This is a genomic window from Pseudomonas sp. CAU 1711 (assembly GCF_039888625.1).
GTDB lineage: Bacteria > Pseudomonadota > Gammaproteobacteria > Pseudomonadales > Pseudomonadaceae > Aquipseudomonas.
In genome coordinates, this window is record NZ_JBDQQT010000017.1 from 1 (window position 1) to 26,884 (window position 26,884).

The window sequence follows — 26,884 nt, forward strand, 5'->3', positions numbered from 1 at the left end:
GGGTCTGCTTGCGCTTGCCGGCGTACTCGGCATCGGCGAAGGTCATCTGCTTCATCGGGAAACTCGGGCAACGGGATCGGCGTATTTCACCAGATTCGGGAAGTCTTCTTCAGAATTTCCCTAAAGGCGACACGGCTGGCATCGTCGACAGCCACATGGACGAACCCCAGTCCGCCCCATTGGAGCTTTGCTGGCGATCACCGGTCCCCCGGTGGCAAGGCCGGCGGAAGCGCCCCTGTTTCTTGATATCTAGGTGCAGCAGATTGCCGGGCGTCGGGTGCTCGTAGCGCACCTCTGGTGGTGCCGGCTCCAGTTCGGTCAGCCGGTGCAAGCCAAGCTGTCGCAAGCGGCGAACCACGGTGCTGACGGCCAGGCCCAATTGGATCGCTATCTGCCGATAGGCATGGCGGGCACGACGCTGCTCGATCAGCCGTTCAATCAGCGCATCGGGCGTTGCGTGGGGACAATGCTGCGGACGGGACGAGCGATCCTCCAATCCTGCCTCGCCTTCCTCGCGAAAGCGCCTGAGCCACTTGCAGGCGGTTCGTACGCTCACTCCGGCGGCCTGGGCCGCCTCCTCGCCCCCCCCCAGGCCGTGGTGAATACGCTGAACCAAAAGGGCTCGACCGTGGGGTGTAAGACGGGCATGTTTATGCAAGTTCATCCGGGGCTCTTGGAAGGCGCACCATCCACAACCAGAACTTGCAGGCCCTGCCAGGATCGCCCTCATAGCGTTCGCAGCCCCACTGGTTAGCCGTCTGGCGAAACGGCCACTCAATCTAATCGGCACCCAGTCGTTTGCGCGCCTCGGTGACACCGCTTCTGGCCAACAGGTCATGAGAAGCCAGGCCCTGAGCGCAGATATTGAGGCGCCGTGCGACCACATGGACAGGCTCGTCACGGAGCAGGGCCATGCCGAGCGCCAGCTAAAGCACTTCGCCGCCGCCGTATGCTGACTTGGGCGCATAGGTTCAGCGCGGACGCCACCCAGTCGATCGGAACATTCTGAGTGAAGGTGCTCAAGTCAGAGAAGTTGAATCGTTCGCCGAGGTCGAGCAGTTGCTGTTGGAGAGACATAAAAATCCGATGCCAGATATCTGGCATCAGATTTTCGGGGGAGCCCCACCGGAGCTCAAATGCTTAAGTGAACAGCATTACGCTTCCGCGGGGCTTTTTCGTTCAACTCGCCGTCGCCAGCTGTCGTCGCGAACACTTGTCGGCATACATGGCGGCATCGGCCTGGACCAGCAGCTCGTCGAGCCCCTCGTCGGCGCGCAGGGAAGACTCGGCGATCCCGACGCTGAGCGACAGAGGCCTGCCAGTGCTGCGCCGGAAACCCGCCACGGCCGCCTGCAGGCGGCTCAGCACTTCCTCGCTGCTGTTGTAGTCGCCGACCAGCACGACGAATTCGTCGCCCCCCAGGCGCGCCACTACATCGGTGCTGCGAAACAGCGAGCGCAGCAGCTGCGCGGCATCGACCAGCATGCCGTCACCGGCGGCATGGCCGAAGCGGTCGTTGGTCTGCTTGAGGTAGTCGAGATCGATGTACAGCAGCAGGCAGCGCCCTTTGCGCCGCCGCGCCGCCATCAGCTCGCGCTCGGCCAGCAGGAGGAATCCACGCCTGTTGCGCAGCCCGGTCAGCTCGTCGGTCAGGGACAGCTGGCGCACCTCGGCCGCGATCCGCTCGCGCTCGTGCATCTCGCGCTGCAGTTGGCGGTTGGTCTCGGCCAGCTGCGCGGTGCGCTCCTCCACCCGCCGTTCCAGCTCGGCATAGAGCTGGATGTTCTCCAGGGCGATGGAGGTGGAATCCGCCAGAGCCTGGAGCAGCTCGACCTGGGTATCGTTGGCCCTGTGCGGCCACGCCCAGTAGGTGCCGATGGCGCCTATCGGTTCCTGGATGCGTATCGGCACCATGACCAGGCTCTTGACGAAGGTCGGGCGGTAGGCCTCATGAGGAATGCGCGGGTCCTGATAGATGTCCGGTATCACCGTAGCCCTGCGATTGAGCATGACCCAGCCGCTGATACATAGGCTCATGGGGAAGCGTTTCCCCTTCCACAGAGGCGAGATGGCGTCCTCGTCGCGATAGAAACAGCAATCGCCGTCGCGCAGTACGAAAGTGGCGCCATCGGCGCCGGTCAGCCCACGGGCCGCCTGGCGGACTATCGCCGCCACCCGGTCCGCATCCCTTGCCATCGACAGCTCCTGCACCGCCCGAATCAGACGGTAGGCCTGCTTGTCAGTAGCCATGGGGGAACTCCTGAAAGTCCACTCGCCGCGTAAGTTATTACTTACAAAAGCTTAGCAGCTGTCAGTCGCTATGCTTGGCCGAGAGCAGCTCGATTTTGTAGCCCGACGAAGGCCAGGCGTGCAGCAGGGCCATGCTCGGCGCAAGCCTGAGAGACAGGCAGCACCGCTCCTGGTATTGAGTACAACCTCAATTCCCCGGGAGTGCCGCCTGATTGAGGGGAGAAAGATCAAGAGAAAGCCCCTCCCCCACTAAGAGAGGAGGGGCTGAGACGGATCTCAGTAGCACCAGATATCCATCGGCGGCATCGCGTTACAGCTATTGCTGGCACAGGAACCACCGCCGGCGCCGCTATTGACCTCGATATGCTCATCGATACTGGAATTCACCGGCCCCACCTTGATCTGCATACCTGCCGGCAGGTTGTCGATGCAGTAATTGCCATTGGCATCGGTGGGAGCGGAAATGCCCAGCGGCGTGTCGTTGAGCACATCCCTGGCATAGATCTGAGCCCCTTCCACGCGAGTCGACAGATCGCACTGGTATGCGAAACCTGTGACGCAAGCGGGGCCACCGCCACCAGGCTGCAGAGTCACAGTAGCGCAAGGCGAACCGGCTGTCGGTGCCATCAGCGTCTTGGCCGGGTAGCCTGCGGCATAGACCACAGCCTGCGCCGACTCCATGACGTTCAGCTGAAATGCGCCCTGTGCATCGCTCTGGGTATACGAGCCCGAGTTGGTGAAGACGGTCACACCGGACACGGGCTGGCCGGCTCCATCCAGAACGGTCCCGCTGACGCACGCCAAGGCAGTCGGCAAGACCAGATCGGCGACGGCGGCAGCACTGCCGTTTGCACACAGACTACCCGCACCCCCAGCCTGTACCTGCTGTGTGGAGGAGAGCAGATGGAGGCCCTGGATCGTATGACTGGCCTGCAGGGCGCTAACGGAACCGGCCTTTACCTTCTGACAGTAGTAGCCGTTGGCGTCGGTCTGCACCGAGTAGCTGCTGCCGGCGTAGTCCACGCCTCGGGCCGAAACATAGGCGCCACTAACCGGCTGCCCGGCATGGTCGACCACCCGCCCCCTGACCTCAGCGACGCTGATCACCTGGTCGCTGTTCCACCAGGAGAAGTGCACCACGCTGGCGAAAACCGCGAGCCTGTTGGGCAGTGATGTAGAGGCCGCGACACGCCCCACCCCTTCCTCCTGCCAGAGCCCGGTGGTCGTATCGAAATACCACATCGGGGTGACGTCATCTTCCCGCAGCCGGGTGTTTTCCGGCAGCAGCAGCTCAATCTCGGCGGTAGCGCCGGGTTTCAGATTCACCTTTTTGCTGCCCTGATACAGGCTGAAGTCCGCCATGCTGAAGGACTCCAGAGTCTCCCGGCGGCCGGCAGCGGTGCGCGCGGCGAGTTCGCCCGGCGCACCGTTGAGGGCCGCAGTCGAGACATCGACCGGAGTTATCACCACCTGCACCGGCTGGCCGGCAGTTGCGGTGAGGCTGTCAGGACTGAAGCTCACCTTGAAACCGGCCTCGCTCAGCGAGCCGCCCAGAGCCGGGTCCAGCGACTGGGTAGCGCCACGCTTGAGCAGGGTCTTGGTGACCACGGCCTCGCGCAGGAATTTGTACTTGTGGCGAGGGAATCGCTTTCCGGTGGGCACCTTCTGGACCAGACGCACGCTGCTCTGAGTCGGGGTATAGCCCTCCTTCTCGAAGGTCAGAAAAACACTCTGAGCCGGCACTATGCCCTTGAGGGTGAAGACGCCACCAGGGTTGGTGACGGCCTTTTGGCCACGCTTGAGGATGATGCCCTGGCGCACCTGGACCGTCACACCTTCCAGGGGACGACCATCGACATCGAATACTTGGCCGGAAATGCTGGATTTGCCCTGCAACGGCAATGTTGCGTGCGCGGGGACACTGAAAAGGCCAGCCGTGCTTAGCACGACCAGCAGGAGTCGACACCACTGCTTGAACATCTTCTCTTCCCTGAAAAGTTTATGGGATGGCGACTATAACCATCCCCAGACGTCAAGCAAATGACCAAAATGTGAGCAGGCGTCAAATTTTGCGCACAGACTCTCAAAACACGCGCAACAGCATCCGCATCAGTCGCCGCGCTTGGCCGACAGCAGCTCGATCTTGTAACCGTCCGGATCCTCGACGAAGGCCAGGATGCTGCTGCCGTGCTTCATCGGGCCGGGTTCGCGGGTGATCTTGCCGCCGCGGCCGCGGATGTCCTCGCAGGCCCTGTAGACGTCCTCCACTTCCAGGGCGATATGGCCGTAGCCGGTGCCCAGCTCGTAGCTGTCCACGCCCCAGTTATAGGTGAGCTCGATCACGCTGTTCTCGGCCTCGTTGCCATAGCCGACGAAAGCCAGGGTGAACTGGCCGTCCGGGTAGTCCTTTCGGCGCAGCAGGGTCATGCCCAACACCTCGGTGTAGAAGGCGATGGACTTTTCCAGATCGCCGACGCGCAGCATGGTGTGCAGTAGACGCATCGTTCCTCTCCTCATGGCTATGAATGGCAAACCCCGGCTCGTGGCCGGGGTTTGTCAGCTTATCGCTTGTTGCTGGTCGCTGCTTTCTAGAACAGCTTGCGGCCCTTGCCGGCGGCGATGCGCATGCGCAGGGCATTGAGCTTGATGAAGCCCGCCGCATCGGCCTGGTTGTAGGCGCCGCCATCTTCCTCGAAGGTGGCGATATTGGCGTCGAACAGCGAGTCATCGGACTTGCGGCCGACCACGATGACGTTGCCCTTGTACAGCTTCAGGCGCACTACGCCGTTCACGCTGGTCTGCGAGGCGTCGATCATCTGCTGCAGCATCAGGCGCTCCGGGCTCCACCAGTAGCCGGTGTAGATCAGGCTGGCGTACTTGGGCATCAGCTCGTCTTTCAGGTGAGCCACTTCGCGGTCCAGGGTGATCGACTCGATGGCGCGGTGGGCCTTGAGCATGATGGTGCCGCCGGGGGTCTCGTAGCAGCCGCGCGACTTCATGCCGACATAGCGGTTCTCGACGATATCGAGACGGCCGATGCCGTTGGCGCCACCGATGCGGTTCAGCTCGGTCAGCACCTGGGCCGGAGTCATGTCCTTGCCGTCGATGGCGACGATGTCACCGGCGCGGTAGGTCAGCTCGATATAGGTCGGAGTGTCCGGAGCCGCTTCCGGAGAAACGCTCCACTTCCACATGTCCTCTTCGTGCTCGGTCCAGGTGTCCTCCAGCACGCCGCCCTCGTAGGAGATGTGCAGCAGGTTGGCGTCCATGGAGTACGGCGACTTCTTCTTGCCGTGGCGCTCGATCGGAATACCGTGCTTCTCGGCGTAGTCCATCAGCTTCTCGCGCGACAGCAGGTCCCACTCGCGCCAGGGCGCGATCACTTTCACGCCCGGCTTCAGCGCGTAGGCGCCCAGCTCGAAACGTACCTGGTCGTTGCCCTTGCCGGTAGCGCCGTGGGAGATGGCATCGGCGCCGGTCTCGTTGGCGATCTCGATCAGGCGCTTGGCGATCAGCGGACGGGCGATGGAGGTGCCCAGCAGGTACTCACCCTCGTAGATGGTGTTGGCGCGGAACATCGGGAAGACGAAGTCGCGGACGAACTCTTCGCGCAGGTCGTCGATGTAGATTTCCTTGACGCCCATCGCCTGGGCCTTGGCGCGGGCCGGCTCGACCTCCTCGCCCTGGCCGAGGTCGGCGGTGAAGGTCACCACTTCGCAGTTATAGGTGTCTTGCAGCCACTTGAGGATCACCGAGGTGTCCAGGCCACCGGAATAGGCCAGAACTACCTTTTTGACGTCCGCCATGCCAATCAACTCCACGGGGTTGTACGGAAAACCGAGGATTCTACCGAGCGAGGCGGCGAATTTACAGGGGCGCGACAGACACTAGCGACAAAGCGACAGATTCGTTCGGCGGCGCGACTCAGGAGGCAGCCTTGGGGGTGGCCGGCGCGGATGCGGGCTCCGTGCTCGCCGGCGGGGCGCTGGGCATCGGCTCGATGGCGGGCTCGGGCACCGGCTCGCGGGACAGGGTCAGGGTCGCGCGGCGGTTCTTCGCCCGGTTGGCCGCGCTGTTGTTCGGCACCAGCGGGTAACGTTCGCCATGGAAGCGCACCACGATCTGCTCGGCGGGAATGCCCCGGGTACGCAGGTACTCCTCCACCGCCAGGGCACGGCGCCGCGACAGGTCGCGATTGGTCAGGCGGTTGCCGCTGTTGTCGGAGTGGCCGTCGATCTGGAAGCGGTTGACGCTGGGGTCGGCCCTGACGAAGTCGAGGATGATGTCGAGCTTGGCCTGGACCAGCGGCTCCAGCTCGGTGCCGCCACCGGGGAAACCCAGCTGGGTCTGGCGGACCTGGTCGAAGTTGACCGGCAGCAGGCCCGCCGTGCACTTGAGGTAATCGGTGTAGGCCTGGTTGAACTTCATCGGCAGCAGGCGCACTTCCAGGTTATCGCCGCCCTGCAGGGTACGGTGGCGCACCAGCGGGCTGCGTCCCTCCATCAGCCCGGTGAGCAGGCGCCCGGCCTGCTCCTGGCTGCTGTTGAGCGGCACCGGGCCGGTGCCGACGCTGAGCGAACCCAGGTTGATGTCGCCGCGCCCCGGCTGCCAGGGTGCCGCGGCGGCCAGCAGGGTCGCGGTTCCGGCGCCCAGCCAGCGCTCGCTCACCTTGAGGCGGAAAGTCGCCTGCTCGCCCGCACGCCGCACGAACTCGCCGCTGCCGAAGTTGGCGATCGGCTGGCTCAGGCGGCACTCGAACTGATCGCCCTCGACCCTCCACTCCACCCGCTCCATGCGGGTCTGGAAGGTGATGGCCGCCGCCGACATGCACCAGGGCACGCACACGAGCAGGCTGAGCAGCGGGAGTCTGGGCTGGCGCAAAATCGGCTCCGAGCGAATATGAGCTATCACAGCCCATATCGGCGACCACACCAGAAACTTGATAGGCCGGAAGGAACTGCCCCCGCTGCGCTCACGGCAGCGGACGAAACGGGAACAGTCCCAGAGGCAAAACTGGTAGCATTCGCCCACGTTTCACCTGCCGGGAATTCCCATGTCCGACCGCATTACCCTGCTGCGCCCCGACGACTGGCACATCCATCTGCGCGATGGCGCCGTCCTGCAGCACACTGTCCGCGACGTCGCGCGGACCTTCGCTCGCGCCATCATCATGCCCAACCTGGTGCCGCCGGTGCGCGATAGCGCCGAGGCCGCCGCCTACCGCGAGCGCATCTTGGCCGCCCGCCCGGCCGGCAGCCGCTTCGAGCCGCTGATGGTGCTCTATCTCACCGACAACACCTCGGCCTCCGACGTGCGCACCGCCAAGGCCAGCGGCTTCGTGCATGCCGCCAAACTCTATCCGGCCGGCGCCACCACCAACTCCGACTCCGGGGTGACCAGCATCGACAACATCTTCCATGTGCTCGAAGCCATGGCCGAAGTCGGCCTGCCGCTGCTGGTACATGGCGAGGTGACCCGCAGCGAAGTGGACGTGTTCGACCGCGAGAAGCGCTTTATCGACGAACACCTCAGCCGCGTGGTCGAGCGCTTCCCGACCCTCAAGGTGGTGTTCGAGCACATCACCACCGGCGATGCCGCCGCCTTCGTCAAGGCCGCGCCGACCAATGTCGGCGCCACCATCACCGCCCACCACCTGCTGTACAACCGCAATCACATGCTGGTCGGCGGCATCCGCCCGCACTTCTATTGCCTGCCGATCCTCAAGCGCAACACCCATCAGGAGGCCCTGCTGGATGCGGCCACCAGCGGCAGCCCGAAGTTCTTCCTCGGTACCGATTCGGCGCCCCACGCCAAGCACGCTAAGGAAGCCGCCTGCGGCTGCGCCGGTTGCTACACCGCCTACGCCGCCATCGAGATGTACGCCGAGGCCTTCGAGCAGCGCAATGCGCTGGACAAACTGGAGGCCTTCGCCAGCCAGCACGGCCCGGACTTCTACGGCCTGCCGCGCAACACCGACCGCATCACCCTGGTGCGGGACGAGTGGGTCGCCCCGGCCAGCCTGCCCTTCGGCGAACAGGAAGTGATTCCCCTGCGCGCCGGCGAGAAGCTGCGCTGGCGCCTGCTGGAGGAGCAAGCGTGAGCGAGGAGCACTTCGACGACGAACTCGACGGCAGCCTGCCGTCCGGCCCGCGCCACCCGATGGCGGCGCGCTTTCGCGGCTACCTGCCGGTGGTGGTGGACGTGGAGACCGGCGGCTTCAACGCCGCCACCGACGCCCTGCTGGAAATCGCCGCGACCACCATCGCCATGGACGCGGACGGCTTCCTCTACCCGGACCACACCCACTTCTTCCGCATCGAGCCCTTCGCAGGCGCCAATATCGAGGCGGCGGCGCTGGAGTTCACCGGGATCAAGCTCGATCACCCGCTGCGCCAGGCAGTGAGCGAGGAGCACGCGCTCGGCGAAATCTTTCGCGGCCTGCGCAAGTCGATCAAGGCCAACGGCTGCAAGCGCGCCATCCTGGTCGGCCACAACAGCAGCTTCGACCTGGGCTTTCTCAATGCGGCGGTGGCCCGTTGCGATATCAAGCGCAACCCCTTCCACCCCTTCTCCAGCTTCGACACCGCCACCCTGGCCGGCCTCGCCTACGGCCAGACCGTGCTGGCCAAGGCCTGCCAGGCCGCCGGCATCGACTTCGACGGCAAGGAGGCGCACTCGGCGCGCTACGACACCGAGAAGACCGCCGAACTGTTCTGCGGCATCGTCAACCGCTGGAAGGAAATGGGCGGCTGGGACGAATTCGAGCAGTAGCCCGAGCGATACGAGAAAACCGGCCCAGGCCGGTTTTTTTGTGCCCGCTGACGGGGTGTGGGAAAGGAAAGGAATGCGGACGTGAGATTATCTCGCCAATCTTTGACAAGCATTCTCATTAACATTAGTATCCTTCTCCAACAGCCTCCCAACCTTCCGAGTAGAGCCTTCAGCATGTACGTTTGCCTATGCCACGGAGTGACAGACGGTCAGATTCGCGAAGCCATCTTCGAAGGCTGCTGCAGCTATCGCGACGTGCGCGACAGCCTCGGCGTAGGCACCCAGTGCGGCAAGTGCGCCTGTCTGGCCAAACAGGTGGTACGCGACACCCTGAGTGAGATACAGAGCAGCCAGGCAGCCCTCGCCGTACCGGCCAGTTTCGTCGCCGCCTGAAGCTCCCCGAATAGCAAAAAGCCGGACCTTGAGTCCGGCTTTTTCATACCCGTGAGAAAGCGATCAGCGCTGCGGTACGCCGCTGTGGAAGCGGAACTCCTGATCCGGCGACTCGATCAGCTCGCGCTCGGCCTCGCGCACCCGTTCGACGGTCGCATCCACGTCGCTCGCCTCGCCATGCTGGTAGGCCAGTCTCAGGTAGCCCTGAAAGTGGCGCGCCTCGGACTTCAGCAGGCCGCCATAGAACTTGCCCAGCTCCTCGTCCAGATGCGGCACCAGCGCCTCGAAGCGCTCGCAACTGCGCGCCTCGATAAAGGCGCCGACCACCAGGGTATCCACCAGCTTGTGCGGCTCGCTGCTGCGCACCTGCTTGCGCAGCCCCGAGGCATAGCGCGAGGCCGAGACCGGGCGCGGCTCGATGCGGCGCTTCTTCATGATGCGCAGCACCTGCTCGTGGTGCACCAGCTCCTCGCGGGCCAGGCGCGACATGAAATTGACCAGGTCCAGCGCCTGGTTGTACTTGGCGATCAGCGCCATGGCCGTGGAGGCCGCCTTGAACTCGTTGTTCTTGTGGTCGATCAGCAGGGTTTCCTGGTCGGCCAGGGCCGCCTCGACCCAGGCAGCAGGCGTCGGGCAGGCGAGAAAGTCATGGATGTCGAGGGCGGTATTCACGGCACGAATGCTGGCAGGCGGGGACGGGGCGGGCCATTATACGGATGAAGGCGCGCGGGACCAGCGATGCCGTGATGCAGGTCAAGACCGCCGCCAGCGGCCGCCTCTACAGTGGGCTGCATTCCAGCACTTCAAGCACAGGGAGACGCTCATGCAAGCCATACGCAGCATTCTGGTGGTGATGGACCCGCAACACCCGGAGAACCTGGCCCTGAAGCGCGCCAAGCTGATCGCCAAGGTCACCCAGTCGCGCCTGCATCTGCTGGTGTGCGACAAGAAGGCCGAACACGGCGCCTTCCTCTCCGAGCAGCAGGCCGCCCTGCAGCAGGAAGGCTTCGAGGCCAGCACCCAGCAGGCCTGGCACGAAGGGCTGTACCAGACCATCATCGCCGCGCAGCAGGCCGAGGGCTGCGACCTGGTGGTCAAGCAGCACGTGCCGGACAATCCACTGAAGAAGGCCATCCTCACCCCCGAGGACTGGAAGCTGCTGCGCTACTGCCCCGGCCCCGTGCTGATGGTCAAGACCGACAAGCCCTGGCACGGCGGCATCATTCTCGCTGCGGTGGACGTGGGCAACAGCGACTCCGAGCACCGCACCCTGCACGCCGGCATCGTCAGCCACGGCTACGACATCGCCCGCCTGGCCGCAGGCACCCTGCACGTGATCAGCGCCCACCCCTCGCCCATGCTCTCCGCGGCCGACCCGACCTTCCAGCTCAAGGAGACCATCGAGGCGCGCTATCGCGAGCAGTGCAAGGCCTTCCAGGCCGAGTACGACGTTAGCGACGAGCGCCTGCACGTGGAGGAAGGCCCGGCCGACGTGCTGATCCCCTTCACCGCGCACAAGCTCGGCGCGGCGGTCACGGTGATCGGCACCGTGGCCCGTACCGGCCTGTCCGGCGCGCTGATCGGCAATACCGCCGAGGTGGTACTGGACGCCCTGGAGAGCGACGTGCTGGTACTCAAGCCGGATGAGATCATCGCCCACCTGGAAGAGCTGGTGGCGCAGCGCTAAGACCCCTGCAAAGACGAAGAAGCCGCCCTCGGGCGGCTTCTTCGTGACAATGGACTCAGACGCGGCTTTCCACACCCTCGCGCAGGAAGCGCGGTGCTATGTAACGCTGGTAGTGCGCCTCGGAGAGCAGGAAGAACTCGCGATCGATGGCCTCGCGCAAGGCCGGCAGCTCCCAATCGCGAAACTCCGGCAACAGGGCCAGGCCATAGGCATCCAGGCGATTGATCAGGCGCGAAGCGCGGGCGATCAGCTGGTAGGCCCAACAGTACTCGGACTGCTCGGGCACGAAGCGCACCTGGCGCTGCTCCAGCTGGGCACGCAGGCGACCGGCATCGAACACCTCGACCTTGCCCTGCATCACCTGCACCAGCAACACCTCGAGGCGCCGCCACACGGCACGCTTCTCGTCCTCGTTGTAGGCGTTCCAGTTCACCACCTCATGGTGGAAACGCTTGCAACCGCGGCACACCTGGTCGCCATAGACGGTGGAACAGAGGCCGACGCAGGGCGTCTTGATGCGCTGATTGGACATGGAAGGCAGAAACGGGCGCCGTGAAACGGGCGGTCCATGATAGCGACTCCCCACGACAGGGTCACCATGACCGACCAGACCTTTGTCGACTTGCCGGACAAGCGACGGAGAGTAGTCTAAGGGCCCGTTCGGATAGGGGTTTGCGCTTAACTTTGGCGTCCCGTTCCAGTAGTATTGGTCCGCCTTTTTAGGCGCCGATGTCCGTCAGAAGCTGTTTTCAAAGCGTCACGAGCACAGTCGATCCGCCAGGAGCGTCGTTGGCGTCGGGTTCTCAAGAGCCCGGCGCCGGCCCTCATCCCCTCTCGCTTCCTGCGGCGTAAAACTTTGAAAGCAGCTTCTAGTATGAGGCTGTCGACCCGCCGGCCAGTGCGCTCACAAAGCGCAGCGGCGCGACGTGCGACGGTTTTATGGATGAGCGTTGCGGGCCACCGCGACCACTGATGAGGGTAATAACTGTGCTTGAAGCCTATCGCAAACACGTAGAAGAGCGCGCCGCGCTGGGTATCGTTCCCCAGCCGCTGAACGCCGAGCAAACCGCAGGCCTGGTCGAGCTGCTGAAGAATCCTCCCGCCGGCGAAGAAGCCTTCCTGGTCGATCTGCTGACCAACCGTGTTCCGCCGGGCGTCGACGAGGCTGCCTACGTCAAGGCCGGCTTCCTCTCCGCTATCGCCAAGGGCGAAGCCACTTCCCCGCTGGTCGACAAGAAGCATGCCGTAGAGCTGCTGGGCACCATGCAGGGCGGCTACAACATCGCCACCCTGGTCGAGCTGCTGGACAGCGCCGAGCTGGCCGGCGTTGCCGCCGAGCAGCTCAAGCACACCCTGCTGATGTTCGACGCCTTCCACGACGTCGCCGAGAAGGCCAAGGCCGGCAACGCCAACGCCAAGGCCGTCATGCAGTCCTGGGCCGAAGGCGAGTGGTTCACCAAGCGTCCGGCCGTTCCGGAAAAAGTCACCCTGACCGTGTTCAAGGTCACCGGCGAAACCAACACCGACGACCTGTCGCCGGCCCCGGACGCCTGGTCGCGCCCGGACATCCCGCTGCACGCCCTGGCCATGCTGAAGATGGCCCGCGACGGCATCAACCCGGATCAGCCGGGCTCGGTCGGCCCCATCAAGCAGATGGAAGCGCTGAAAGCCAAAGGCTTCCCGGTGGCCTACGTCGGCGACGTGGTCGGTACCGGCTCCTCGCGTAAGTCCGCCACCAACTCGGTGCTGTGGTTCTTCGGCGACGACATCCCCAACGTGCCGAACAAGCGCGCCGGTGGCTTCTGCTTCGGCACCAAGATCGCCCCGATCTTCTACAACACCATGGAAGATGCCGGCGCCCTGCCGATCGAATTCGACTGCACCAACCTGGCCATGGGCGACGTCATCGACGTGTACCCGTACAAGGGTGAAGTGCGCCGCAACGGCAGCGACGAGCTGGTCACCAGCTTCGAGCTGAAGACCGACGTGCTGCTGGACGAAGTCCGCGCCGGCGGCCGTATCCCGCTGATCGTTGGCCGCGGCCTGACCGAGAAGGCCCGCGCCGAGCTGGGCCTGGCGCCGTCCACCCTGTTCAAGAAGCCGGTTGCTCCGGCCGACAGCGGCAAGGGCTTCACCCTGGCGCAGAAGATGGTCGGTCGCGCCTGCGGCCTGCAGGAAGGCCAGGGCGTGCGCCCGGGCACCTACTGCGAGCCGAAGATGACCACCGTCGGCTCCCAGGACACCACCGGCCCGATGACCCGCGACGAGCTGAAGGACCTGGCCTGCCTGGGCTTCTCCGCCGACCTGGTGATGCAGTCCTTCTGCCACACCGCGGCCTATCCGAAGCCGATCGACGTCACCACCCACCACACCCTGCCGGACTTCATCATGACCCGCGGCGGCGTGTCCCTGCGTCCGGGCGACGGCATCATCCACAGCTGGCTGAACCGCATGCTGCTGCCGGACACCGTGGGTACCGGTGGCGACTCGCACACCCGCTTCCCGATGGGCATCTCCTTCCCGGCCGGCTCCGGCCTGGTGGCCTTCGCCGCCGCCACCGGCGTGATGCCGCTGGACATGCCGGAATCCGTACTGGTGCGTTTCAAGGGCAAGCTGCAGCCGGGCATCACCCTGCGTGACCTGGTGCATGCCATCCCCTACTACGCGATCCAGGCCGGCCTGCTGACCGTCGAGAAGAAAGGCAAGAAGAACATCTTCTCCGGCCGCATCCTCGAGATCGAAGGTCTGGACGAGCTGACCGTCGAACAAGCCTTCGAGCTGTCCGACGCCTCCGCCGAGCGTTCCGCCGCCGGCTGCACCATCAAGCTGCCGGAAAGCGCCATCGCCGAGTACCTGAAGTCCAACATCACCATGCTGCGCTGGATGATCGGCGAAGGCTACGGCGATGCCCGTACCCTGGAGCGTCGCGCCCAGGCGATGGAAGCCTGGCTGGCCAACCCGCAACTGCTGGAAGCCGACAAGGACGCCGAGTACGCCGCCGTGATCGAGATCGATCTGGCCGACGTCAAGGAGCCGGTCCTGTGCGCCCCGAACGACCCGGATGACGCCCGCCTGCTGTCCACCGTTGCCGGCGAGAAGATCGACGAAGTGTTCATCGGTTCGTGCATGACCAACATCGGCCACTTCCGCGCCGCCGGCAAGCTGCTGGACAAGGTCAAGGGCGGCATTCCGACCACCCTGTGGCTGGCTCCGCCGACCAAGATGGACCAACACCAGCTGGTCGAGGAAGGCTACTACGGCATCTACGGCAAGGCCGGTGCGCGCATGGAAATGCCGGGCTGCTCGCTGTGCATGGGTAACCAGGCACGCGTGAAGACCGGTGCCACCGTGGTCTCCACCTCCACCCGTAACTTCCCCAACCGTCTGGGCGACGCCACCAACGTGTACCTGGCCTCCGCCGAACTGGCGGCGGTCGCCTCGATCATCGGCAAGCTGCCGACCGTCGAGGAGTACATGGAGTACGCGAAGAACATCGACAGCATGTCTGCCGATATCTATCGCTACCTGAGCTTCGATCAGATCGCCGAGTACAGGGAAGCCGCTGCGAACGCCAAGATCCCGGTCGTTCAAGCCTAAGCCTTACCCGGTAAGAAGAAGCCCCGCCCAGTGCGGGGCTTTCTTTTTGCGGAGCGAAATCGGGCAGATCGCGGTCCGAACCTCTGAAGCCCTCGCGGGCAACCACTCAGAAGGAGTTCACCATGAAACCCTGGATTCTCGCCCTGCTCTGCGCGCTCGGCCTCACCGGCTGCGCCAGCGACTACCTCATCGCCACCACCGACGGCCAGATGCTCAGCGCCGAAAGCAAGCCGGAGATCGACGACGAGACCGGACTGCTCTCTTACGAGGACGCCGAGGGCAACGAACAGCAGATACCGCGCAGCTCGGTATAGCAGATCATCGAACGCTAGAGAGCCCGAGGCCCGCGCACCGCCTTGCCAAGCACGGCGGCGCGCCGACACTGGAAGGAGACCTCACCCAAGGAGCCCGCCATGAAGTCTTGGATAGCCACCCTGCTGTGCCTCGCCGCCCTCTCCGGCTGCGCCAGCGAATACCTGGTCGTCACCCGCGACGGCCAAGTGTTCAGCAGCGACGGCAAGCCGAATCTGGGCAACGACACCGGCATGTTCGAGCTCGAGGATCATGAGGGGCGCAAACAGCAGATTCCCCAGACCGAGGTGAAGCAGATCCTGGAGCGCTAAACGCCTCGATTCGTGCCGCCCGCCGTACTGGCATATGGCTTGCTTAGACATGACCAGTAGAACTCTCTCCAACGGCGGGGTCAGTTCATAGACAATGGCGTCGTTTCTGGCCACTCCTTCCTGGCGGCCGGGGCGACGCCTTTTTGTTCAATGGCGGAACAAGACATGATCGACAGCAGCAACACCCGTAACGACGCCCTGGCATGGGTCGCGGGCAGCGATGCCCCGGAGAAGAGCGCACTGAACCTGGGCTTCATGGCCCTCACCGACTCCGCCTCGCTGATAGTCGCGGCCACCCAGGGCTTCGCCCAGCCCTACGGCCTGACCCTCAATCTGCAGCGCCAGGCTTCCTGGGCCGGCCTGCGCGACCGCCTGCTGAGCGGCGAGCTGGATGCCGCACAGATGCTCTACGGCCAGGTCTACGGCATCGATCAGGGACTCGGCGGAGCGGCCACCGAGATGGCCATCCTCATGGGCCTGTGCCAGAACGGCCAGGCCATCAACCTGTCGCAGCCGCTCAAGCAGGCCGGCGTGACCAGCGCCGAGGCACTGGCCTCACGCGTGCTCCAAGGTGGTGCAAGGCTCACCTTCGCCCAGACCTTCCCCACCGGCACCCACGCCATGTGGCTGTACTACTGGCTGGCCGCCCAAGGCATCCACCCGCTGGAGGACGTCAGCACGGTGGTGGTACCGCCCTCGCAGATGGTTGCCCACCTGCGCGCCGCACGCATCGACGGTTTCTGCGCCGGCGGCCCCTGGGGCGCGCTGGCGGTCGAGGAGGGCCAGGGCTTCACCCTGGCCACCAGCCAGGAGATCTGGGCCGACCACCCGGAGAAGGTACTCGGCGTGACCCGCGAGTTCGCCGAGCTGTACCCCAACACCGCCCGCGCCCTGAGCATGGCCGTGCTGGAAGCCAGCCGCTTCATCGACGAGAATGAGGAGAACAAGCGCAGCACCGCCCAGCTGATCAGCGGCAGCGAGTACGTCGACGCCCCGCTCTCGGCCATCGCCCCGCGCTTCCTCGGCCAGTATGAGGACGGCCTCGGCCACGCCTGGCTGGACGCCCACCCGCTGCGCTTCTACGCCGGCGGCGAGGTGAACATGCCCTGGCTGTCCGACGGCATCTGGTTCCTCACCCAGTTCCGCCGCTGGGGGCTGCTCAAGGACGATCCGGACTACCTCGGCATCGCCCGCCGCATCCACCGGCTGGACATCTATCGCAGCGCCGCCGAGGCCCTGGGCATCGCCGTGCCGGACGCGGAAATGCGCCGCTCCACCCTGCTCGACGGCAGCACCTGGGATGGCAGCGACCCGGCCGGCTACGCCCGCTCCTTCGCCATCCACGCGCTCGCCGAGAGCGCCAGCGCCCTCGCCCTGTAACGCACCGAGACATACGCAAGATGCTACGCATACTCCTGATCAACGATACACCGAAGAAGGTCGGCCGCCTGAAGAGCGCTTTGATCGAGGCCGGATTCGAGGTGGTCGACGAGTCCGGGCTGACCATCGACCTGCCCGAGCGGGTCGAGGCGGTACGCCCCGACGTGGTGCTGATCGACACCGAGTCCCCCGGTCGCGACGTGATGGAGCAGGTGGTGCTGGTGACCCGCGACCAGCCGCGGCCGATCGTCATGTTCACCGACGAGCACGACCCGCAAGTGATGCGCCAGGCCATCCAGTCCGGCGTCAGCGCCTACATTGTCGAGGGCATCCAGGCCGAGCGCCTGCAGCCGATCCTCGACGTGGCCATGGCCCGCTTCGAGAGCGACCAGGCCCTGCGCGCTCAATTGCAGGCGCGCGACGCCCAGCTGGCCGAGCGCAAGCGCATCGAACTGGCCAAGGGGCTGCTGATGAAGATGAAGAGCTGCAACGAGGAAGAGGCCTACACCCTGATGCGCCGCCAGGCCATGGGTCGCCAGCAGAAACTGATCCAGGTGGCCGAGCAGATCATCGCCATGCACGACATGCTGGGCAATTGAAACCTGGGCGGTACGACTGTACCGCCCGCCACCGTAACTGTATCGGTCAACCCACAAACCTCAGCGCTACTGTTCCGTTCAACTCGGCTGGCGCCTGTATCTGCCGGCGCCTCACGCCCCTCGGCTAGGGTAGAAAGACCTTCCCTGCCGAGTATGGGTCATGAACGAACGCCATCTGCTGGCCGAGGCCGATCGCCGCGCCCTCGCCTATTTCGATGCCACCGCCGAACGCCGGGTATTTCCCGACGCCGCGGCCATCGCCGCCCTGAGCGCCTTCGACCGCGCCCTTCCGGATAACGGCACGGCCGCCGAACAGGTGCTGCGCGAGCTAGACGAGATCGGCTCGCCGGCCACAGTTGCGAGCAACGGCCCGCGCTACTTCGGCTTCGTCATCGGCGCCACCCTGCCGGCCGCCGCGGCCGCCGAACGCCTGGTGCTGGCCTGGGACCAGTGCGCCTCGTCGTTCGACAACTCGCCGGTGGCCGACCGCCTGGAGAAAGTCGCCGGGCGCTGGGTCTGCCAGGCCCTGGGCCTGCCCACGGACAGCGCCGTGGGCTTCGGCACCAGCGCCACCGCCTGTACCCTGGCCTGCCTCTCCGCCGCCCGGCGCAAGCTGCTGGCGCGCCAGGGCTGGGACTTCGACGCCGACGGTCTGGTGGGCGCCCCGGAGATTCGCGTGGTGCTCTCCGAGACCGCGCATATCACGGTGAAGAAGGCCCTGCGCGTACTCGGCTTCGGCATGAACCGCCTGCACTATGCGCCGGTGGACGAACATGGGCGCATCGACCCGGCGCGCCTGCCGGCACTGGACGAGCGCACCCTGCTGATCCTGCAGGCCGGCGAGGTCAACACCGGCGAGTTCGACCGTTTCGCCGAGCTGATTCCCCGGGCCCGCGCCGCCGGTGCCTGGGTGCATGTCGACGGCGCCTTCGGCCTGTGGGCTCGCGCCTCTTCTTCAGCCCATCTGGCCGAAGGCGTCGAGTTGGCCGACAGCTGGACCAGCGACGGCCACAAGTGGCTGAACACGCCCTACGACAGCGCCATGGCCATCTGCCGCGACGCCGATGCCCTGGCCGCGGCGATGAACAGCGACGCCGCCTATGCCAGCGCAAGCCGCGACGCGCAGAAGAACCTGACCCTGGAGTTCTCCCGTCGCGCCCGTGGCGTGGCGATCTGGGCCGCGCTGGCCAGCCTCGGTCGTGATGGTCTGCGCGAGATGATCGACCGCCATATCCGCCAGGCCTTCGAGCTGGCCGAGGCGCTGCGCGAAGGCGGCTACCGGGTACTCAACCGGGTGGTGCTCAACCAAGTGCTGGTACGCGCCGACTCGGACGAGCAGACGATCGCCATCCGCGAAGCGGCCCAGGCCTCCGGCGAGGTCTGGTTCGGTCCCACCGTCTGGCAGGGCCGTCCGGCCTTCCGCCTCAGCCTGTCGTCCTGGCGCACCACGGATGAGGACGTACGGGCCCTGGCCGAACTGCTGCTGCGCCTGAAGCGCCAGATCTAACGCGCCTGAACGTTTGTTTCGGATCTTGGAAACGCCCCTCTCCCACTTGTGGGAGAGGGGCTGGGGGAGAGGGAATGGTTCCACTGCCCTATCCCCAGCCCTCTCCCGTAAACGGGAGAGGGCGCAAAAGCGATCCTGTATAGGAAGCAGTGAAAAGCTCGTAAACAGGTTCTGCACCGTCCATTTGCCCGCGAACTGCTCTGGACAGCCGCAGGCCCTGCCCTTATCTTCGCCGCCAGGCCACACGCATGCGGCCAGCGTCGCTCGGACGGTTCCGGGCGCTTACGTACCTCGAGGAAGCCATGGCTGATAACGCCAAGCGCCGCTTTGCGCGCATCGATCGTCTCCCCCCCTACGTTTTCAACATCACCGCCGAACTGAAGATGGCCGCACGCCGCCGTGGCGAGGACATCATCGACTTCAGCATGGGCAATCCGGACGGTGCCACGCCGCCGCACATAGTCGAGAAGCTGGTGCAGGTCGCCCAGCGTGAAGACACTCACGGCTACTCCACCTCGCGCGGCATCCCGCGCCTGCGCCGCGCCATCTCGCGCTGGTACAAGGATCGCTATGAGGTGGAGATAGACCCGGAAAGCGAAGCCATAGTCACCATCGGCTCCAAGGAAGGTCTGGCGCACCTGATGCTGGCCACCCTCGATCATGGCGACACGGTGCTGGTACCCAATCCCAGCTATCCGATCCATATCTACGGCGCGGTGATCGCCGGCGCCCAGGTGCGCTCGGTGCCCCTGGTGCCCGGCGTGGACTTCTTCGCCGAACTGGAACGGGCCATCCGCGAAGCCATCCCCAAGCCGAAGATGATGATCCTCGGCTTCCCCTCCAACCCCACCGCCCAGTGCGTGGAGCTGGACTTCTTCGAGCGGGTGGTAGCCCTGGCCAAGCGCTACGACGTGCTGGTGGTGCACGACCTGGCCTACGCGGACATCGTCTACGACGGCTGGAAGGCGCCGTCGATCATGCAGGTGGAAGGCGCCAAGGACATCGCCGTGGAGTTCTTCACCCTGTCCAAGAGCTACAACATGGCCGGCTGGCGCATCGGCTTCATGGTCGGCAACCAGGAGCTGGTCGGCGCCCTAGCGCGGATCAAGAGCTACCACGACTACGGCACCTTCACCCCGCTGCAGGTGGCGGCCATCGCCGCGCTGGAAGGCGACCAGCAGTGCGTGCGCGACATCGCCGAGCAGTACCGCGAGCGCCGCAACATGCTGGTCAAGGGCCTGCACGAGGCCGGCTGGATGGTGGAGAAGCCCAAGGCCTCCATGTATATCTGGGCCAAGATCCCCGAGCCCTACGCCCACCTGGGCTCGCTGGAGTTCGCCAAGAAGCTGCTGCTGGAGGCCAAGGTCTGCGTCTCGCCGGGCCTGGGCTTCGGCGACTACGGCGACGACCACGTGCGCTTCGCCCTGATCGAGAACCTGGACCGCACCCGCCAGGCCATCCGCGGCATCAAGGCCATGTTCCGCGCCGACGGCCTGATCGAGCCTCCCGCCGCCAAGCCGAAGAGAACGGTCAAGGGCAAATCGGAATCGGCATGACACAAAGGCCCCGGCAGATGCCGGGGCCTTTGTCATCAGCCCGAGTAATCCAGCGCCGTCCAGACCCGTCCCTGGCCGCCGGCGATCATGCAGCCCGGACGCCGCAGCGCTGCGTCGCTGTTCGGCGCCAGGCGGGTGATCTCGCCCTCGCCGCCACGCTCGGTCAGCCACTGCAGGCGCCCGCAATTGGGCGTGTCGATCATATAGCTGGCGGTGATCGCCGAGTGCTGCGGCGGCAGACGCACCACGTCCAGCACCTTGCCGGCCTCCGCCACCCGCTTGCCGTCACGCACCAGCACGGCCCAGGCCTCGTTGCCCTCGATCACCAGATAGGCGCCATTGGCCCGGGGTTGCTCCAATTGCGGCTGGGCACAGCCCGCCAGCACGGCCAACAGCAGAATTGTCATCAGCTTGTGGTGCATATAGGCAGCTCCTGTTCCGTAGGTTCCGACGGCACTTGAGCTGTACTATTATCCAGTAGTGTTTATTTGTACAGTATTTTTCGTTTACCCTTGCCTCGCCATGGAATCCAAGGAGTCCGATCATGCTGGACGTACTGCAGCTGAAGAACAAAGTGAACCAGATGCCGCTGGAGAGCATCCGCTCCACGGTGGAGGAGTTGCATCTGGAAGGTCTGGTCACCGGCAGCAAGACCCCTTTCAGGCGCGTGCATTTCAACACCTGCTTCGCCGAGATCGAGGCCCTGCTGCAGCGCGCCGGCTATCACCGCCAGGTCGATGTGGTCGGCTATCAGGGCGAGGTCTATGCCCTGTTCGATCCGGCGCGCTGGGAGGCGGTACAGGTGCTGCGCTGGTTACGCGACTTCTCCGAGGAGGCCGCGCGAAGCCGGGCGGCGGCGGTGCGCTGAGCACGGTCGGTGCACTGCGAAAGACCGTTCCTGCACTGCCCTGGATCGCTCGCAAAGCACTCTAGAAAAATCGAAAGCCAAAGCTATCAGGCTGTTTTACAAGGAGATTCTTCCAAGCTCAAGAAGACTGGAGAAAGCTGGCAAGGCCTTTGCACAAGCCCCTGCAGCCACACCCGTCTTCGGATCGCCAACGGCGGTGATCGGGACGAATAGACAAAGACGTCAAGGCCAACCTGCCCTCCGGGCCGGTTCGCTGCGACGTCTTTTTTCGTTTCTGACCACGAGGAGTTTGCAATGCGCATGATCCGCCGTAATACGTTGGCTTCCCTGTTCGGTGCCGCCCTGCTGGCGCTTTCCCCGCTGGCCGCGCAGCTGGCCCTGGCCGCCGACCCGGAGAAGGAAGAGCTCAAGCTCGGTTTCATCAAGCTCACCGACATGGCCCCGCTGGCCATCGCCTACGAGAAAGGCTTTTTCGAGGAAGAAGGCCTATACGTCACCCTGGAGGCCCAGGCCAACTGGAAGGTGCTGCTGGACCGGGTGATCGACGGCGAACTGGACGGTGCCCATATGCTGGCCGGCCAGCCGCTGGGCGCGACCATCGGCTTCGGCACCAAGGCCGAGGTGATCACCGCCTTCTCCATGGACCTCAACGGCAACGGCATCACCGTGTCCAACGAGGTCTGGGAGGAGATGAAGAAGCACGTGCCGATGAAGGACGGCAAGCCGGTCCACCCGATCAAGGCCGATGCGCTCAAGCCGGTGATCGAGCAGTTCAAGACCAAGGGCAAGCCGTTCAACCTGGGCATGGTCTTCCCGGTCTCCACCCACAACTACGAACTGCGCTACTGGCTGGCCGCCGGCGGCATCAACCCCGGCCTGTACGCACCGGAGAAGGGCGATATCAGCGGCCAGCTCAATGCCGACGCGCTGCTCTCGGTCACCCCGCCGCCGCAGATGCCGGCGACCATGGAGGCCGGCACCATCAACGGCTACTGCGTGGGCGAGCCGTGGAACCAGCAGGCCGTGTTCAAGGGCATCGGCGTGCCGGTGATCACCGATTACGAGATCTGGAAGAACAACCCGGAGAAGGTCTTCGGCGTGTCCAAGGACTGGGCCGAGGCCAACCCGGAAACCCACAAGCGCCTGGTCAAGGCCCTGATCCGCGCCGCCATGTGGCTGGACGAGAACGGCAACGCCAACCGCGCCGAGGCGGTGGAGATCCTCTCCCGTCCGGAATACGTCGGCGCCGACGCCAAGGTGATCGCCAACTCCATGACCGGCACCTTCGAGTACGAGAAAGGCGACAAGCGCGAAGTACCGGACTTCAACGTGTTCTTCCGTCACGACGCCACCTACCCCTTCTACTCGGATGCCATCTGGTACCTGACCCAGATGCGCCGCTGGGGTCAGATCGCCGAGGCCAAGCCGGACAGCTGGTACCTCGACGTGGCCAAGCAGGTCTATCGCCCGGATCTGTACCGCGAAGCGGCCAACGAGCTGGTTAGCGAAGGCAAGGCCAAGGCCGATGACTTCCCGGCCGCCGACGAGGACGGCTACCGCGCGCCGAGCAGCGACTTCATCGACGGCGTGACCTACGACGGGCGTACGCCCAACGCCTACCTGAACTCCTTCCAGATCGGTCTGAAAGGCGCCGAGTAACCCCCGTGCAGGCGGGGCCCCGGCTCCGCCCTCACCCACGAGAGGACAGGACGATGAGCAATCCGAGCGTCGCCACCCCTATCCAGCAGACCGTCGACAACGCGCGCAGCCAGGCGCTGATCAAGCGTTGGGCGCCTGCGATCATCCTGCCGCTGGCCGGCATTTTCTTCTTCCTGCTGATCTGGCAACTGGTCGCGGGCAGCATCCAGACCAGCCTGGGTCAGTTTCCCGGACCGATCCAGGTCGGCCAACAGTTCGGCGGCCTGATCGAGGCCCACACCAGCGAGCGCGGCAAGGCCGAAGTCTTTTATCAGCGCCAGGAGCAGCGCAACGCCGAGCGCCTGGCCAAGAACCCGGACGCCCAGGTGAAGGTCCGCGCCTACACCGGCAAACCGACCTTCTTCGACCAGATCGTCACCAGCCTCTATACCGTGCTCACCGGTTTCGTCCTGGCCAGCCTGGTGGCGGTGCCGCTGGGCATTCTCTGCGGCCTGTCGAAGAGCATCTATGCCGCGGTCAACCCGCTGATCCAGGTGTTCAAGCCGGTCTCGCCGCTGGCCTGGCTGCCGCTGGTGACCATGCTGGTCAGCGCCCTGTACACCAGCAGCGACCCGCTGCTGGCCAAGTCCTTCCTCACCTCGGCCTTCACCGTGGCGCTGTGCTGCCTGTGGCCCACCGTGCTGAATACCACGGTCGGCGTCGCCAGCCTGGACAAGGACCTGACCAACGTCAGCCGCGTGCTGCGCCTGTCGCCGCTGGCGCACGTGCGGCGCATCGTGCTGCCGGCGGCGGTACCGGCGATCTTCACCGGCCTGCGCCTGTCGCTGGGCACCGGCTGGATGGTGCTGATCGCCGCCGAGATGCTGGCGCAGAACCCGGGGCTGGGCAAATTCATCTGGGACGAATTCCAGAACGGCAGCTCCAACTCCCTCGGCCGGATCATGGTGGCGGTGATCGTCATCGGCCTGATCGGCTTCCTCCTCGACCGTCTCATGCTCCTGCTGCAGAAAAGCGTGAGCTGGGACAAGACCGCCGTGTTGCGCTAAGGAGACCCGCCATGAGCCAGACCCATCTCGAACTGTCCGCCGTCGGCATCGACTTTCCCACCGACAAGGGCCTGTTCCGTGCCCTGCAGAACGTCAACCTGAAGATCGACAAGGGCGAGTTCGTCTCGCTGATCGGCCACTCCGGCTGCGGCAAGTCGACCGTGCTCAACATAGTCGCCGGCCTCTACCAGGCCACCACCGGCGGGGTCATACTCGACGGCCGCGAAGTCAACGAACCCGGCCCCGAGCGCGCCGTGGTATTCCAGAACCACAGCCTGCTGCCCTGGCTGACCTGCTACCAGAACGTCGAACTGGCGGTGCGCCAGGTGTTCCGCGACAAGTCGCGCCGCGAGGTGCGCGAGTGGACCCTGCACAACCTGGAGCTGGTGCACATGCTGCACGCCAAGGACAAGCGCCCCGGCGAGATCTCCGGCGGCATGAAGCAGCGCATCGGCATCGCCCGTGCGCTGTCGATGCAGCCCAAGGTGCTGCTGATGGACGAGCCGTTCGGCGCCCTCGACGCGCTGACCCGCGCCCACCTGCAGGACTCGCTGATGGAGATCCACCGTGACCTCGGCAACACGGTGATCATGATCACCCATGATGTCGACGAGGCCGTGCTGCTATCCGACCGCATCGTGATGATGAGCAACGGCCCGGCCGCCACCGTCGGCGACATCCTCAGGGTCGACCTGCCGCGCCCGCGCGACCGTCTGGCCCTGGCCAACGACCCGCACTACCACCACTGCCGCGCCGCCGTGCTGGAGTTCCTCTATCAGCGCCAGCAACGCCCGGCGGCCTGACCCGCAATCTTGGCCTGCGTTCGCCCAAGAAGAACGCCGCGCCCTTGTACGAGGCCGTGGCGTTCCAACCCGAGCAGAATATCCACCTAGGAGCGAGCCCTGCTCGCGAAGCGCCTGCGTCACCGGTTTCGCGAGCAGAGCTCGCTCCTACTCCTCCATCCCATGCCGCACCCGGGATGCCGGCAACGCCTCTGCGCAATCGCATTCGCGCCAATGACCGACCGGCTTTATCCCGATTGCCGGGCTTTGGCCGATCCCCCTCTTCACTGCGGCGCCGGCAAGCCCTAGGCTGACGCCGACTCACCCACAGCGAGGAAGGGAAACCATGCTCTACAGTCTGTATATCGCCGCCATCCTGGGCCTGCTGCTGATCGGCCTGTCGCTCAACGTCACGCGCCTGCGCATGCGCCACCAGGTGGCCTTCGGCGACGGCGGCAAGACGGACCTGCTCAAGGCGGTGCGCGCCCATGGCAACAGCCTGGAACAGTCGATGCTGTTCATCGTGCTGCTGTATATCGGCGAGACCAGCGGGCAGATCGGCGGCCCTCTGGTCGCCGCCCTCGGCTTCGCCTTCGTCATGCTGCGTCTGCTCTACTGCACCGGCCTGTTCGCCCGCCTGTTGCTGCTGCGTCAGGTCAGCCACGGCCTGACCATGCTGGTGCTGCTGATCCTCAGCGTGCTGCTACTGATCCCTCACTGACGCCGCCCCTCAGCAATCGCTGGCCTCGAGCAGGATCTGCGCCAGGCGCTCGACGCCAGCCTGGTCCTGCTCGCCGAAGCGGCCCTGGCGCGGACTGTCCAGGTCGAGCACGCCGATCAGGCGCGCGCCCTTGAGCAGGGGCACCACCAGCTCGCTGCGGGAGGCACTGTCGCAGGCGATGTGGCCGGGGAAGGCATGCACGTCTTCGACCCGCTGGGTCTGCCGAGTGCGTGCCGCCGCGCCGCACACCCCGCGCTCGAAGGGAATGCGCACGCAGGCCACCTTGCCCTGGAAGGGGCCGAGCACCAGTTGCTCGCCCCTGTTCAGGTAGAAGCCGGCCCAGTTCAGCTCGGCCAGCTCATGGAACAGGAAGGCGGCGAACTGCGCGGCATTGGCGATGAAATCGCGCTCGCCGGCCAGCAGGGCCTTCAGCTGTGCCTCCAGCAGGGCATAGCCTTCGCTGCCCTGCCCCACCTCTCGCAGGTCGATCATCGCGCCGCCCCTAGCAACTGCTGTCCGACCCAGCTGCGGGCGAACTGGTAGGCGCAGCGGCCGTTGCGATTGCCGCGCCCCAGCGCCCAGCGCACGGCCAGAATTTCCAGCTCCTGGCTCCACTGCCACTGCAAGCCGGCCTGCGTCGCCAGCACGCCGACCCAGTGACGCACCACGGCGAGGAAGTGCTCCTGGGTGAAGGGGTAGAAGGACAGCCACAGGCCGAAGCGGTCGGACAGGGCGATCTTGTCCTCGATCGCCTCGCTGGGGTGCAGCTCGCCATCGACCATGCGGCTGTCCAGGTTGTCGCTTTCCTTCTCCGGCAACAGGTGCCGACGGTTGGAGGTGGCGTAGAGCAGCACGTTGTCCGGCGCGCGTTCCAGGGAGCCGTCGAGCACACTCTTGAGCACCCGGTAGTCGCCCTCGCCGGACTCGAAGGACAGGTCGTCGCAGAACAGCACGAAACGCTGCGGCAGGCCGCTCAGGCTCTCCACCACCCTGGGCAGATCGGCCAGATGGTCGCGCTCGATCTCGATCAGGCGCAAGCCCGCCGCCGCCTGCTCGGCCAGCAGCGCGCGGACCAGCGACGACTTGCCGGTACCGCGCGCCCCCCACAGCAAAGCGTGGTTGGCCGGCAGCCCGGCGACGAACTGGCGGGTGTTGCGCGCCAGCTGTTCGCGCTGAGCATCCACTCCGACCAGATCGTCCAGGCTGAGATCCAGGCTGATGCGCAGCGCCTGCAAGTAACCGCCGCGCCCCTCGCGCTGCCAGCGCGCGGCCAGTACCTGTTGCCAGTCCAGCGCCTGGCGTTCGGCCGGCAGCAGGGGTTCGATACGCTGCAGCACACCTTCGGCGCGCTGCAGAAAACTGTTCAAACGGGAATCCACGAATCACTCCTCATATTCCGCCCTGCCGATACCTGGGTGCTATGGGCTATGCTTGGCTGGCGCTCG

At 65.2% G+C, this 26,884-nt stretch carries 26 protein-coding genes and 2 pseudogenes; 16 read left to right on the forward strand and 12 right to left on the reverse strand.

Annotated elements, in window-relative coordinates; translation table 11 throughout:
* Positions 1-122 precede the first annotated feature (122 nt).
* From AAFN46_RS17780 to AAFN46_RS17810, 7 genes and pseudogenes are all read right to left on the reverse strand, one after another.
* Positions 123-664 (reverse strand): annotated as a pseudogene (locus AAFN46_RS17780) (leucine zipper domain-containing protein); the annotation flags it as partial.
* A gap of 2 nt (positions 665-666) precedes the next feature.
* Positions 667-1,077 (reverse strand): annotated as a pseudogene (locus tag AAFN46_RS17785) (transposase domain-containing protein); the annotation flags it as partial.
* A gap of 102 nt (positions 1,078-1,179) precedes the next feature.
* Positions 1,180-2,250: a diguanylate cyclase gene (locus tag AAFN46_RS17790; RefSeq protein WP_347810033.1), complete on the reverse strand. Its 1,071-nt coding sequence runs from the start codon at positions 2,248-2,250 to the stop codon at positions 1,180-1,182.
* 276 nt (positions 2,251-2,526) lie between these two features.
* A complete protein-coding gene (locus AAFN46_RS17795; protein WP_347810034.1) occupies positions 2,527-4,230 on the reverse strand; it encodes a carboxypeptidase-like regulatory domain-containing protein in 1,704 nt (567 codons plus the stop codon).
* Positions 4,231-4,359: 129 nt separating this feature from the next.
* On the reverse strand, positions 4,360-4,752 hold the full coding sequence (gene gloA / locus AAFN46_RS17800) for a lactoylglutathione lyase (protein WP_347810035.1): 393 nt from the start codon (positions 4,750-4,752) through the stop codon (positions 4,360-4,362).
* 86 nt (positions 4,753-4,838) lie between these two features.
* On the reverse strand, positions 4,839-6,056 hold the full coding sequence (locus AAFN46_RS17805) for an argininosuccinate synthase (RefSeq protein WP_347810036.1): 1,218 nt from the start codon (positions 6,054-6,056) through the stop codon (positions 4,839-4,841).
* A gap of 118 nt (positions 6,057-6,174) precedes the next feature.
* On the reverse strand, positions 6,175-7,077 hold the full coding sequence (locus AAFN46_RS17810; RefSeq protein WP_347810134.1) for an OmpA family protein: 903 nt from the start codon (positions 7,075-7,077) through the stop codon (positions 6,175-6,177).
* 226 nt (positions 7,078-7,303) lie between these two features.
* On the opposite strand from AAFN46_RS17810, the gene pyrC reads away from it, so the two are divergent.
* From pyrC to AAFN46_RS17825, 3 genes are all read left to right on the forward strand, one after another.
* The gene (gene pyrC, locus AAFN46_RS17815; protein WP_347810037.1) at positions 7,304-8,350 is read left to right on the forward strand and encodes a dihydroorotase; all 1,047 of its coding nucleotides are present in this window, start codon (positions 7,304-7,306) and stop codon (positions 8,348-8,350) included.
* Positions 8,347-9,021, forward strand: coding sequence for a ribonuclease T (gene rnt, locus AAFN46_RS17820; protein WP_347810038.1), 675 nt, complete (start codon positions 8,347-8,349; stop codon positions 9,019-9,021). The genes pyrC and rnt overlap by 4 nt, the downstream gene beginning before the upstream one ends.
* Positions 9,022-9,195: 174 nt before the next feature.
* Positions 9,196-9,414, forward strand: coding sequence for a bacterioferritin-associated ferredoxin (locus AAFN46_RS17825; protein WP_347810039.1), 219 nt, complete (start codon positions 9,196-9,198; stop codon positions 9,412-9,414).
* A 63-nt stretch (positions 9,415-9,477) separates the two neighbouring features.
* Here the strand turns inward: AAFN46_RS17825 and miaE are convergent, their stop codons facing one another.
* Positions 9,478-10,086 (reverse strand): tRNA isopentenyl-2-thiomethyl-A-37 hydroxylase MiaE, encoded by a 609-nt coding sequence (gene miaE / locus AAFN46_RS17830; RefSeq protein ID WP_347810040.1) that lies wholly within the window; start codon positions 10,084-10,086, stop codon positions 9,478-9,480.
* Between the two features lie 151 nt (positions 10,087-10,237).
* Between miaE and AAFN46_RS17835 the strand changes: the two genes are divergently transcribed.
* Entirely contained in the window at positions 10,238-11,101 is an 864-nt protein-coding gene (locus tag AAFN46_RS17835; RefSeq protein WP_347810041.1) for a universal stress protein, read from the forward strand.
* 55 nt (positions 11,102-11,156) lie between these two features.
* On the opposite strand, the gene AAFN46_RS17840 is transcribed toward AAFN46_RS17835, so the two are convergent.
* The gene (locus tag AAFN46_RS17840; protein WP_347810042.1) at positions 11,157-11,633 is read right to left on the reverse strand and encodes a DUF1289 domain-containing protein; all 477 of its coding nucleotides are present in this window, start codon (positions 11,631-11,633) and stop codon (positions 11,157-11,159) included.
* Between the two features lie 455 nt (positions 11,634-12,088).
* Between AAFN46_RS17840 and acnB the strand changes: the two genes are divergently transcribed.
* From acnB to alaC, 7 genes are all read left to right on the forward strand, one after another.
* On the forward strand, positions 12,089-14,698 hold the full coding sequence (gene acnB / locus AAFN46_RS17845) for a bifunctional aconitate hydratase 2/2-methylisocitrate dehydratase (RefSeq protein WP_347810043.1): 2,610 nt from the start codon (positions 12,089-12,091) through the stop codon (positions 14,696-14,698).
* A gap of 122 nt (positions 14,699-14,820) precedes the next feature.
* Positions 14,821-15,012, forward strand: a complete 192-nt coding sequence (locus tag AAFN46_RS17850) for a YgdI/YgdR family lipoprotein (protein WP_347810044.1) — start codon at positions 14,821-14,823, stop codon at positions 15,010-15,012.
* Positions 15,013-15,111: 99 nt separating this feature from the next.
* A complete protein-coding gene (locus tag AAFN46_RS17855) occupies positions 15,112-15,321 on the forward strand; it encodes a YgdI/YgdR family lipoprotein (protein WP_347810045.1) in 210 nt (69 codons plus the stop codon).
* Between the two features lie 165 nt (positions 15,322-15,486).
* On the forward strand, positions 15,487-16,701 hold the full coding sequence (locus tag AAFN46_RS17860) for a CmpA/NrtA family ABC transporter substrate-binding protein (RefSeq protein ID WP_347810046.1): 1,215 nt from the start codon (positions 15,487-15,489) through the stop codon (positions 16,699-16,701).
* A 20-nt stretch (positions 16,702-16,721) separates the two neighbouring features.
* A complete protein-coding gene (locus tag AAFN46_RS17865) occupies positions 16,722-17,300 on the forward strand; it encodes an ANTAR domain-containing response regulator (RefSeq protein ID WP_347810047.1) in 579 nt (192 codons plus the stop codon).
* A gap of 160 nt (positions 17,301-17,460) precedes the next feature.
* On the forward strand, positions 17,461-18,807 hold the full coding sequence (locus AAFN46_RS17870; RefSeq protein WP_347810048.1) for a pyridoxal-dependent decarboxylase: 1,347 nt from the start codon (positions 17,461-17,463) through the stop codon (positions 18,805-18,807).
* A gap of 302 nt (positions 18,808-19,109) precedes the next feature.
* Positions 19,110-20,363, forward strand: coding sequence for an alanine transaminase (alaC, locus tag AAFN46_RS17875; RefSeq protein ID WP_347810049.1), 1,254 nt, complete (start codon positions 19,110-19,112; stop codon positions 20,361-20,363).
* 35 nt (positions 20,364-20,398) lie between these two features.
* Here the strand turns inward: alaC and AAFN46_RS17880 are convergent, their stop codons facing one another.
* Entirely contained in the window at positions 20,399-20,785 is a 387-nt protein-coding gene (locus AAFN46_RS17880) for a hypothetical protein (protein ID WP_347810050.1), read from the reverse strand.
* Positions 20,786-20,907: 122 nt separating this feature from the next.
* Here AAFN46_RS17880 and AAFN46_RS17885 point away from each other — a divergent pair, with 122 nt between their 5' ends.
* The 5 genes from AAFN46_RS17885 (at position 20,908) to AAFN46_RS17905 (ending at position 25,439) form a co-directional block, all read left to right on the forward strand.
* Positions 20,908-21,231, forward strand: a complete 324-nt coding sequence (locus AAFN46_RS17885; RefSeq protein ID WP_347810051.1) for a transcriptional regulator — start codon at positions 20,908-20,910, stop codon at positions 21,229-21,231.
* A 294-nt stretch (positions 21,232-21,525) separates the two neighbouring features.
* Positions 21,526-22,890 carry a CmpA/NrtA family ABC transporter substrate-binding protein gene (locus tag AAFN46_RS17890; RefSeq protein ID WP_347810052.1) on the forward strand — a complete coding sequence of 455 codons (1,365 nt, stop codon included), beginning with the start codon at positions 21,526-21,528 and terminating at the stop codon, positions 22,888-22,890.
* A gap of 53 nt (positions 22,891-22,943) precedes the next feature.
* Positions 22,944-23,936: an ABC transporter permease gene (locus AAFN46_RS17895; RefSeq protein WP_347810053.1), complete on the forward strand. Its 993-nt coding sequence runs from the start codon at positions 22,944-22,946 to the stop codon at positions 23,934-23,936.
* Between the two features lie 11 nt (positions 23,937-23,947).
* A complete protein-coding gene (locus AAFN46_RS17900; protein ID WP_347810054.1) occupies positions 23,948-24,739 on the forward strand; it encodes an ABC transporter ATP-binding protein in 792 nt (263 codons plus the stop codon).
* A 325-nt stretch (positions 24,740-25,064) separates the two neighbouring features.
* Positions 25,065-25,439: an MAPEG family protein gene (locus AAFN46_RS17905; protein ID WP_347810055.1), complete on the forward strand. Its 375-nt coding sequence runs from the start codon at positions 25,065-25,067 to the stop codon at positions 25,437-25,439.
* Positions 25,440-25,448: 9 nt separating this feature from the next.
* Here the strand turns inward: AAFN46_RS17905 and AAFN46_RS17910 are convergent, their stop codons facing one another.
* Together AAFN46_RS17910 and AAFN46_RS17915 are read right to left on the reverse strand one after the other, a co-directional pair.
* Complete coding sequence (locus AAFN46_RS17910) at positions 25,449-25,931, reverse strand: GAF domain-containing protein (RefSeq protein WP_347810056.1); 483 nt, start codon at positions 25,929-25,931, stop codon at positions 25,449-25,451.
* Positions 25,928-26,818 carry an ATP-binding protein gene (locus AAFN46_RS17915; protein ID WP_347810057.1) on the reverse strand — a complete coding sequence of 297 codons (891 nt, stop codon included), beginning with the start codon at positions 26,816-26,818 and terminating at the stop codon, positions 25,928-25,930. The genes AAFN46_RS17910 and AAFN46_RS17915 overlap by 4 nt, the downstream gene beginning before the upstream one ends.
* Positions 26,819-26,884 lie beyond the last annotated feature (66 nt).

What these genes read in the sequence shown, in the direction of transcription:
- AAFN46_RS17790 (WP_347810033.1), bottom strand. Translation starts at nt 2,250, where the DNA reads ATGGCTACTGACAAGCAGGCCTACCGTCTGATTCGGGCGGTGCAGGAG.
- AAFN46_RS17795 (WP_347810034.1), bottom strand. Translation starts at nt 4,230, where the DNA reads ATGTTCAAGCAGTGGTGTCGACTCCTGCTGGTCGTGCTAAGCACGGCT.
- gloA (WP_347810035.1), bottom strand. Translation starts at nt 4,752, where the DNA reads ATGCGTCTACTGCACACCATGCTGCGCGTCGGCGATCTGGAAAAGTCC.
- AAFN46_RS17805 (WP_347810036.1), bottom strand. Translation starts at nt 6,056, where the DNA reads ATGGCGGACGTCAAAAAGGTAGTTCTGGCCTATTCCGGTGGCCTGGAC.
- AAFN46_RS17810 (WP_347810134.1), bottom strand. Translation starts at nt 7,077, where the DNA reads ATGTCGGCGGCGGCCATCACCTTCCAGACCCGCATGGAGCGGGTGGAG.
- pyrC (WP_347810037.1), top strand. Translation starts at nt 7,304, where the DNA reads ATGTCCGACCGCATTACCCTGCTGCGCCCCGACGACTGGCACATCCAT.
- AAFN46_RS17825 (WP_347810039.1), top strand. Translation starts at nt 9,196, where the DNA reads ATGTACGTTTGCCTATGCCACGGAGTGACAGACGGTCAGATTCGCGAA.
- AAFN46_RS17835 (WP_347810041.1), top strand. Translation starts at nt 10,238, where the DNA reads ATGCAAGCCATACGCAGCATTCTGGTGGTGATGGACCCGCAACACCCG.
- AAFN46_RS17840 (WP_347810042.1), bottom strand. Translation starts at nt 11,633, where the DNA reads ATGTCCAATCAGCGCATCAAGACGCCCTGCGTCGGCCTCTGTTCCACC.
- AAFN46_RS17850 (WP_347810044.1), top strand. Translation starts at nt 14,821, where the DNA reads ATGAAACCCTGGATTCTCGCCCTGCTCTGCGCGCTCGGCCTCACCGGC.
- AAFN46_RS17855 (WP_347810045.1), top strand. Translation starts at nt 15,112, where the DNA reads ATGAAGTCTTGGATAGCCACCCTGCTGTGCCTCGCCGCCCTCTCCGGC.
- AAFN46_RS17860 (WP_347810046.1), top strand. Translation starts at nt 15,487, where the DNA reads ATGATCGACAGCAGCAACACCCGTAACGACGCCCTGGCATGGGTCGCG.
- AAFN46_RS17865 (WP_347810047.1), top strand. Translation starts at nt 16,722, where the DNA reads ATGCTACGCATACTCCTGATCAACGATACACCGAAGAAGGTCGGCCGC.
- AAFN46_RS17870 (WP_347810048.1), top strand. Translation starts at nt 17,461, where the DNA reads ATGAACGAACGCCATCTGCTGGCCGAGGCCGATCGCCGCGCCCTCGCC.
- alaC (WP_347810049.1), top strand. Translation starts at nt 19,110, where the DNA reads ATGGCTGATAACGCCAAGCGCCGCTTTGCGCGCATCGATCGTCTCCCC.
- AAFN46_RS17880 (WP_347810050.1), bottom strand. Translation starts at nt 20,785, where the DNA reads ATGCACCACAAGCTGATGACAATTCTGCTGTTGGCCGTGCTGGCGGGC.
- AAFN46_RS17885 (WP_347810051.1), top strand. Translation starts at nt 20,908, where the DNA reads ATGCTGGACGTACTGCAGCTGAAGAACAAAGTGAACCAGATGCCGCTG.
- AAFN46_RS17890 (WP_347810052.1), top strand. Translation starts at nt 21,526, where the DNA reads ATGCGCATGATCCGCCGTAATACGTTGGCTTCCCTGTTCGGTGCCGCC.
- AAFN46_RS17895 (WP_347810053.1), top strand. Translation starts at nt 22,944, where the DNA reads ATGAGCAATCCGAGCGTCGCCACCCCTATCCAGCAGACCGTCGACAAC.
- AAFN46_RS17900 (WP_347810054.1), top strand. Translation starts at nt 23,948, where the DNA reads ATGAGCCAGACCCATCTCGAACTGTCCGCCGTCGGCATCGACTTTCCC.
- AAFN46_RS17905 (WP_347810055.1), top strand. Translation starts at nt 25,065, where the DNA reads ATGCTCTACAGTCTGTATATCGCCGCCATCCTGGGCCTGCTGCTGATC.
- AAFN46_RS17910 (WP_347810056.1), bottom strand. Translation starts at nt 25,931, where the DNA reads ATGATCGACCTGCGAGAGGTGGGGCAGGGCAGCGAAGGCTATGCCCTG.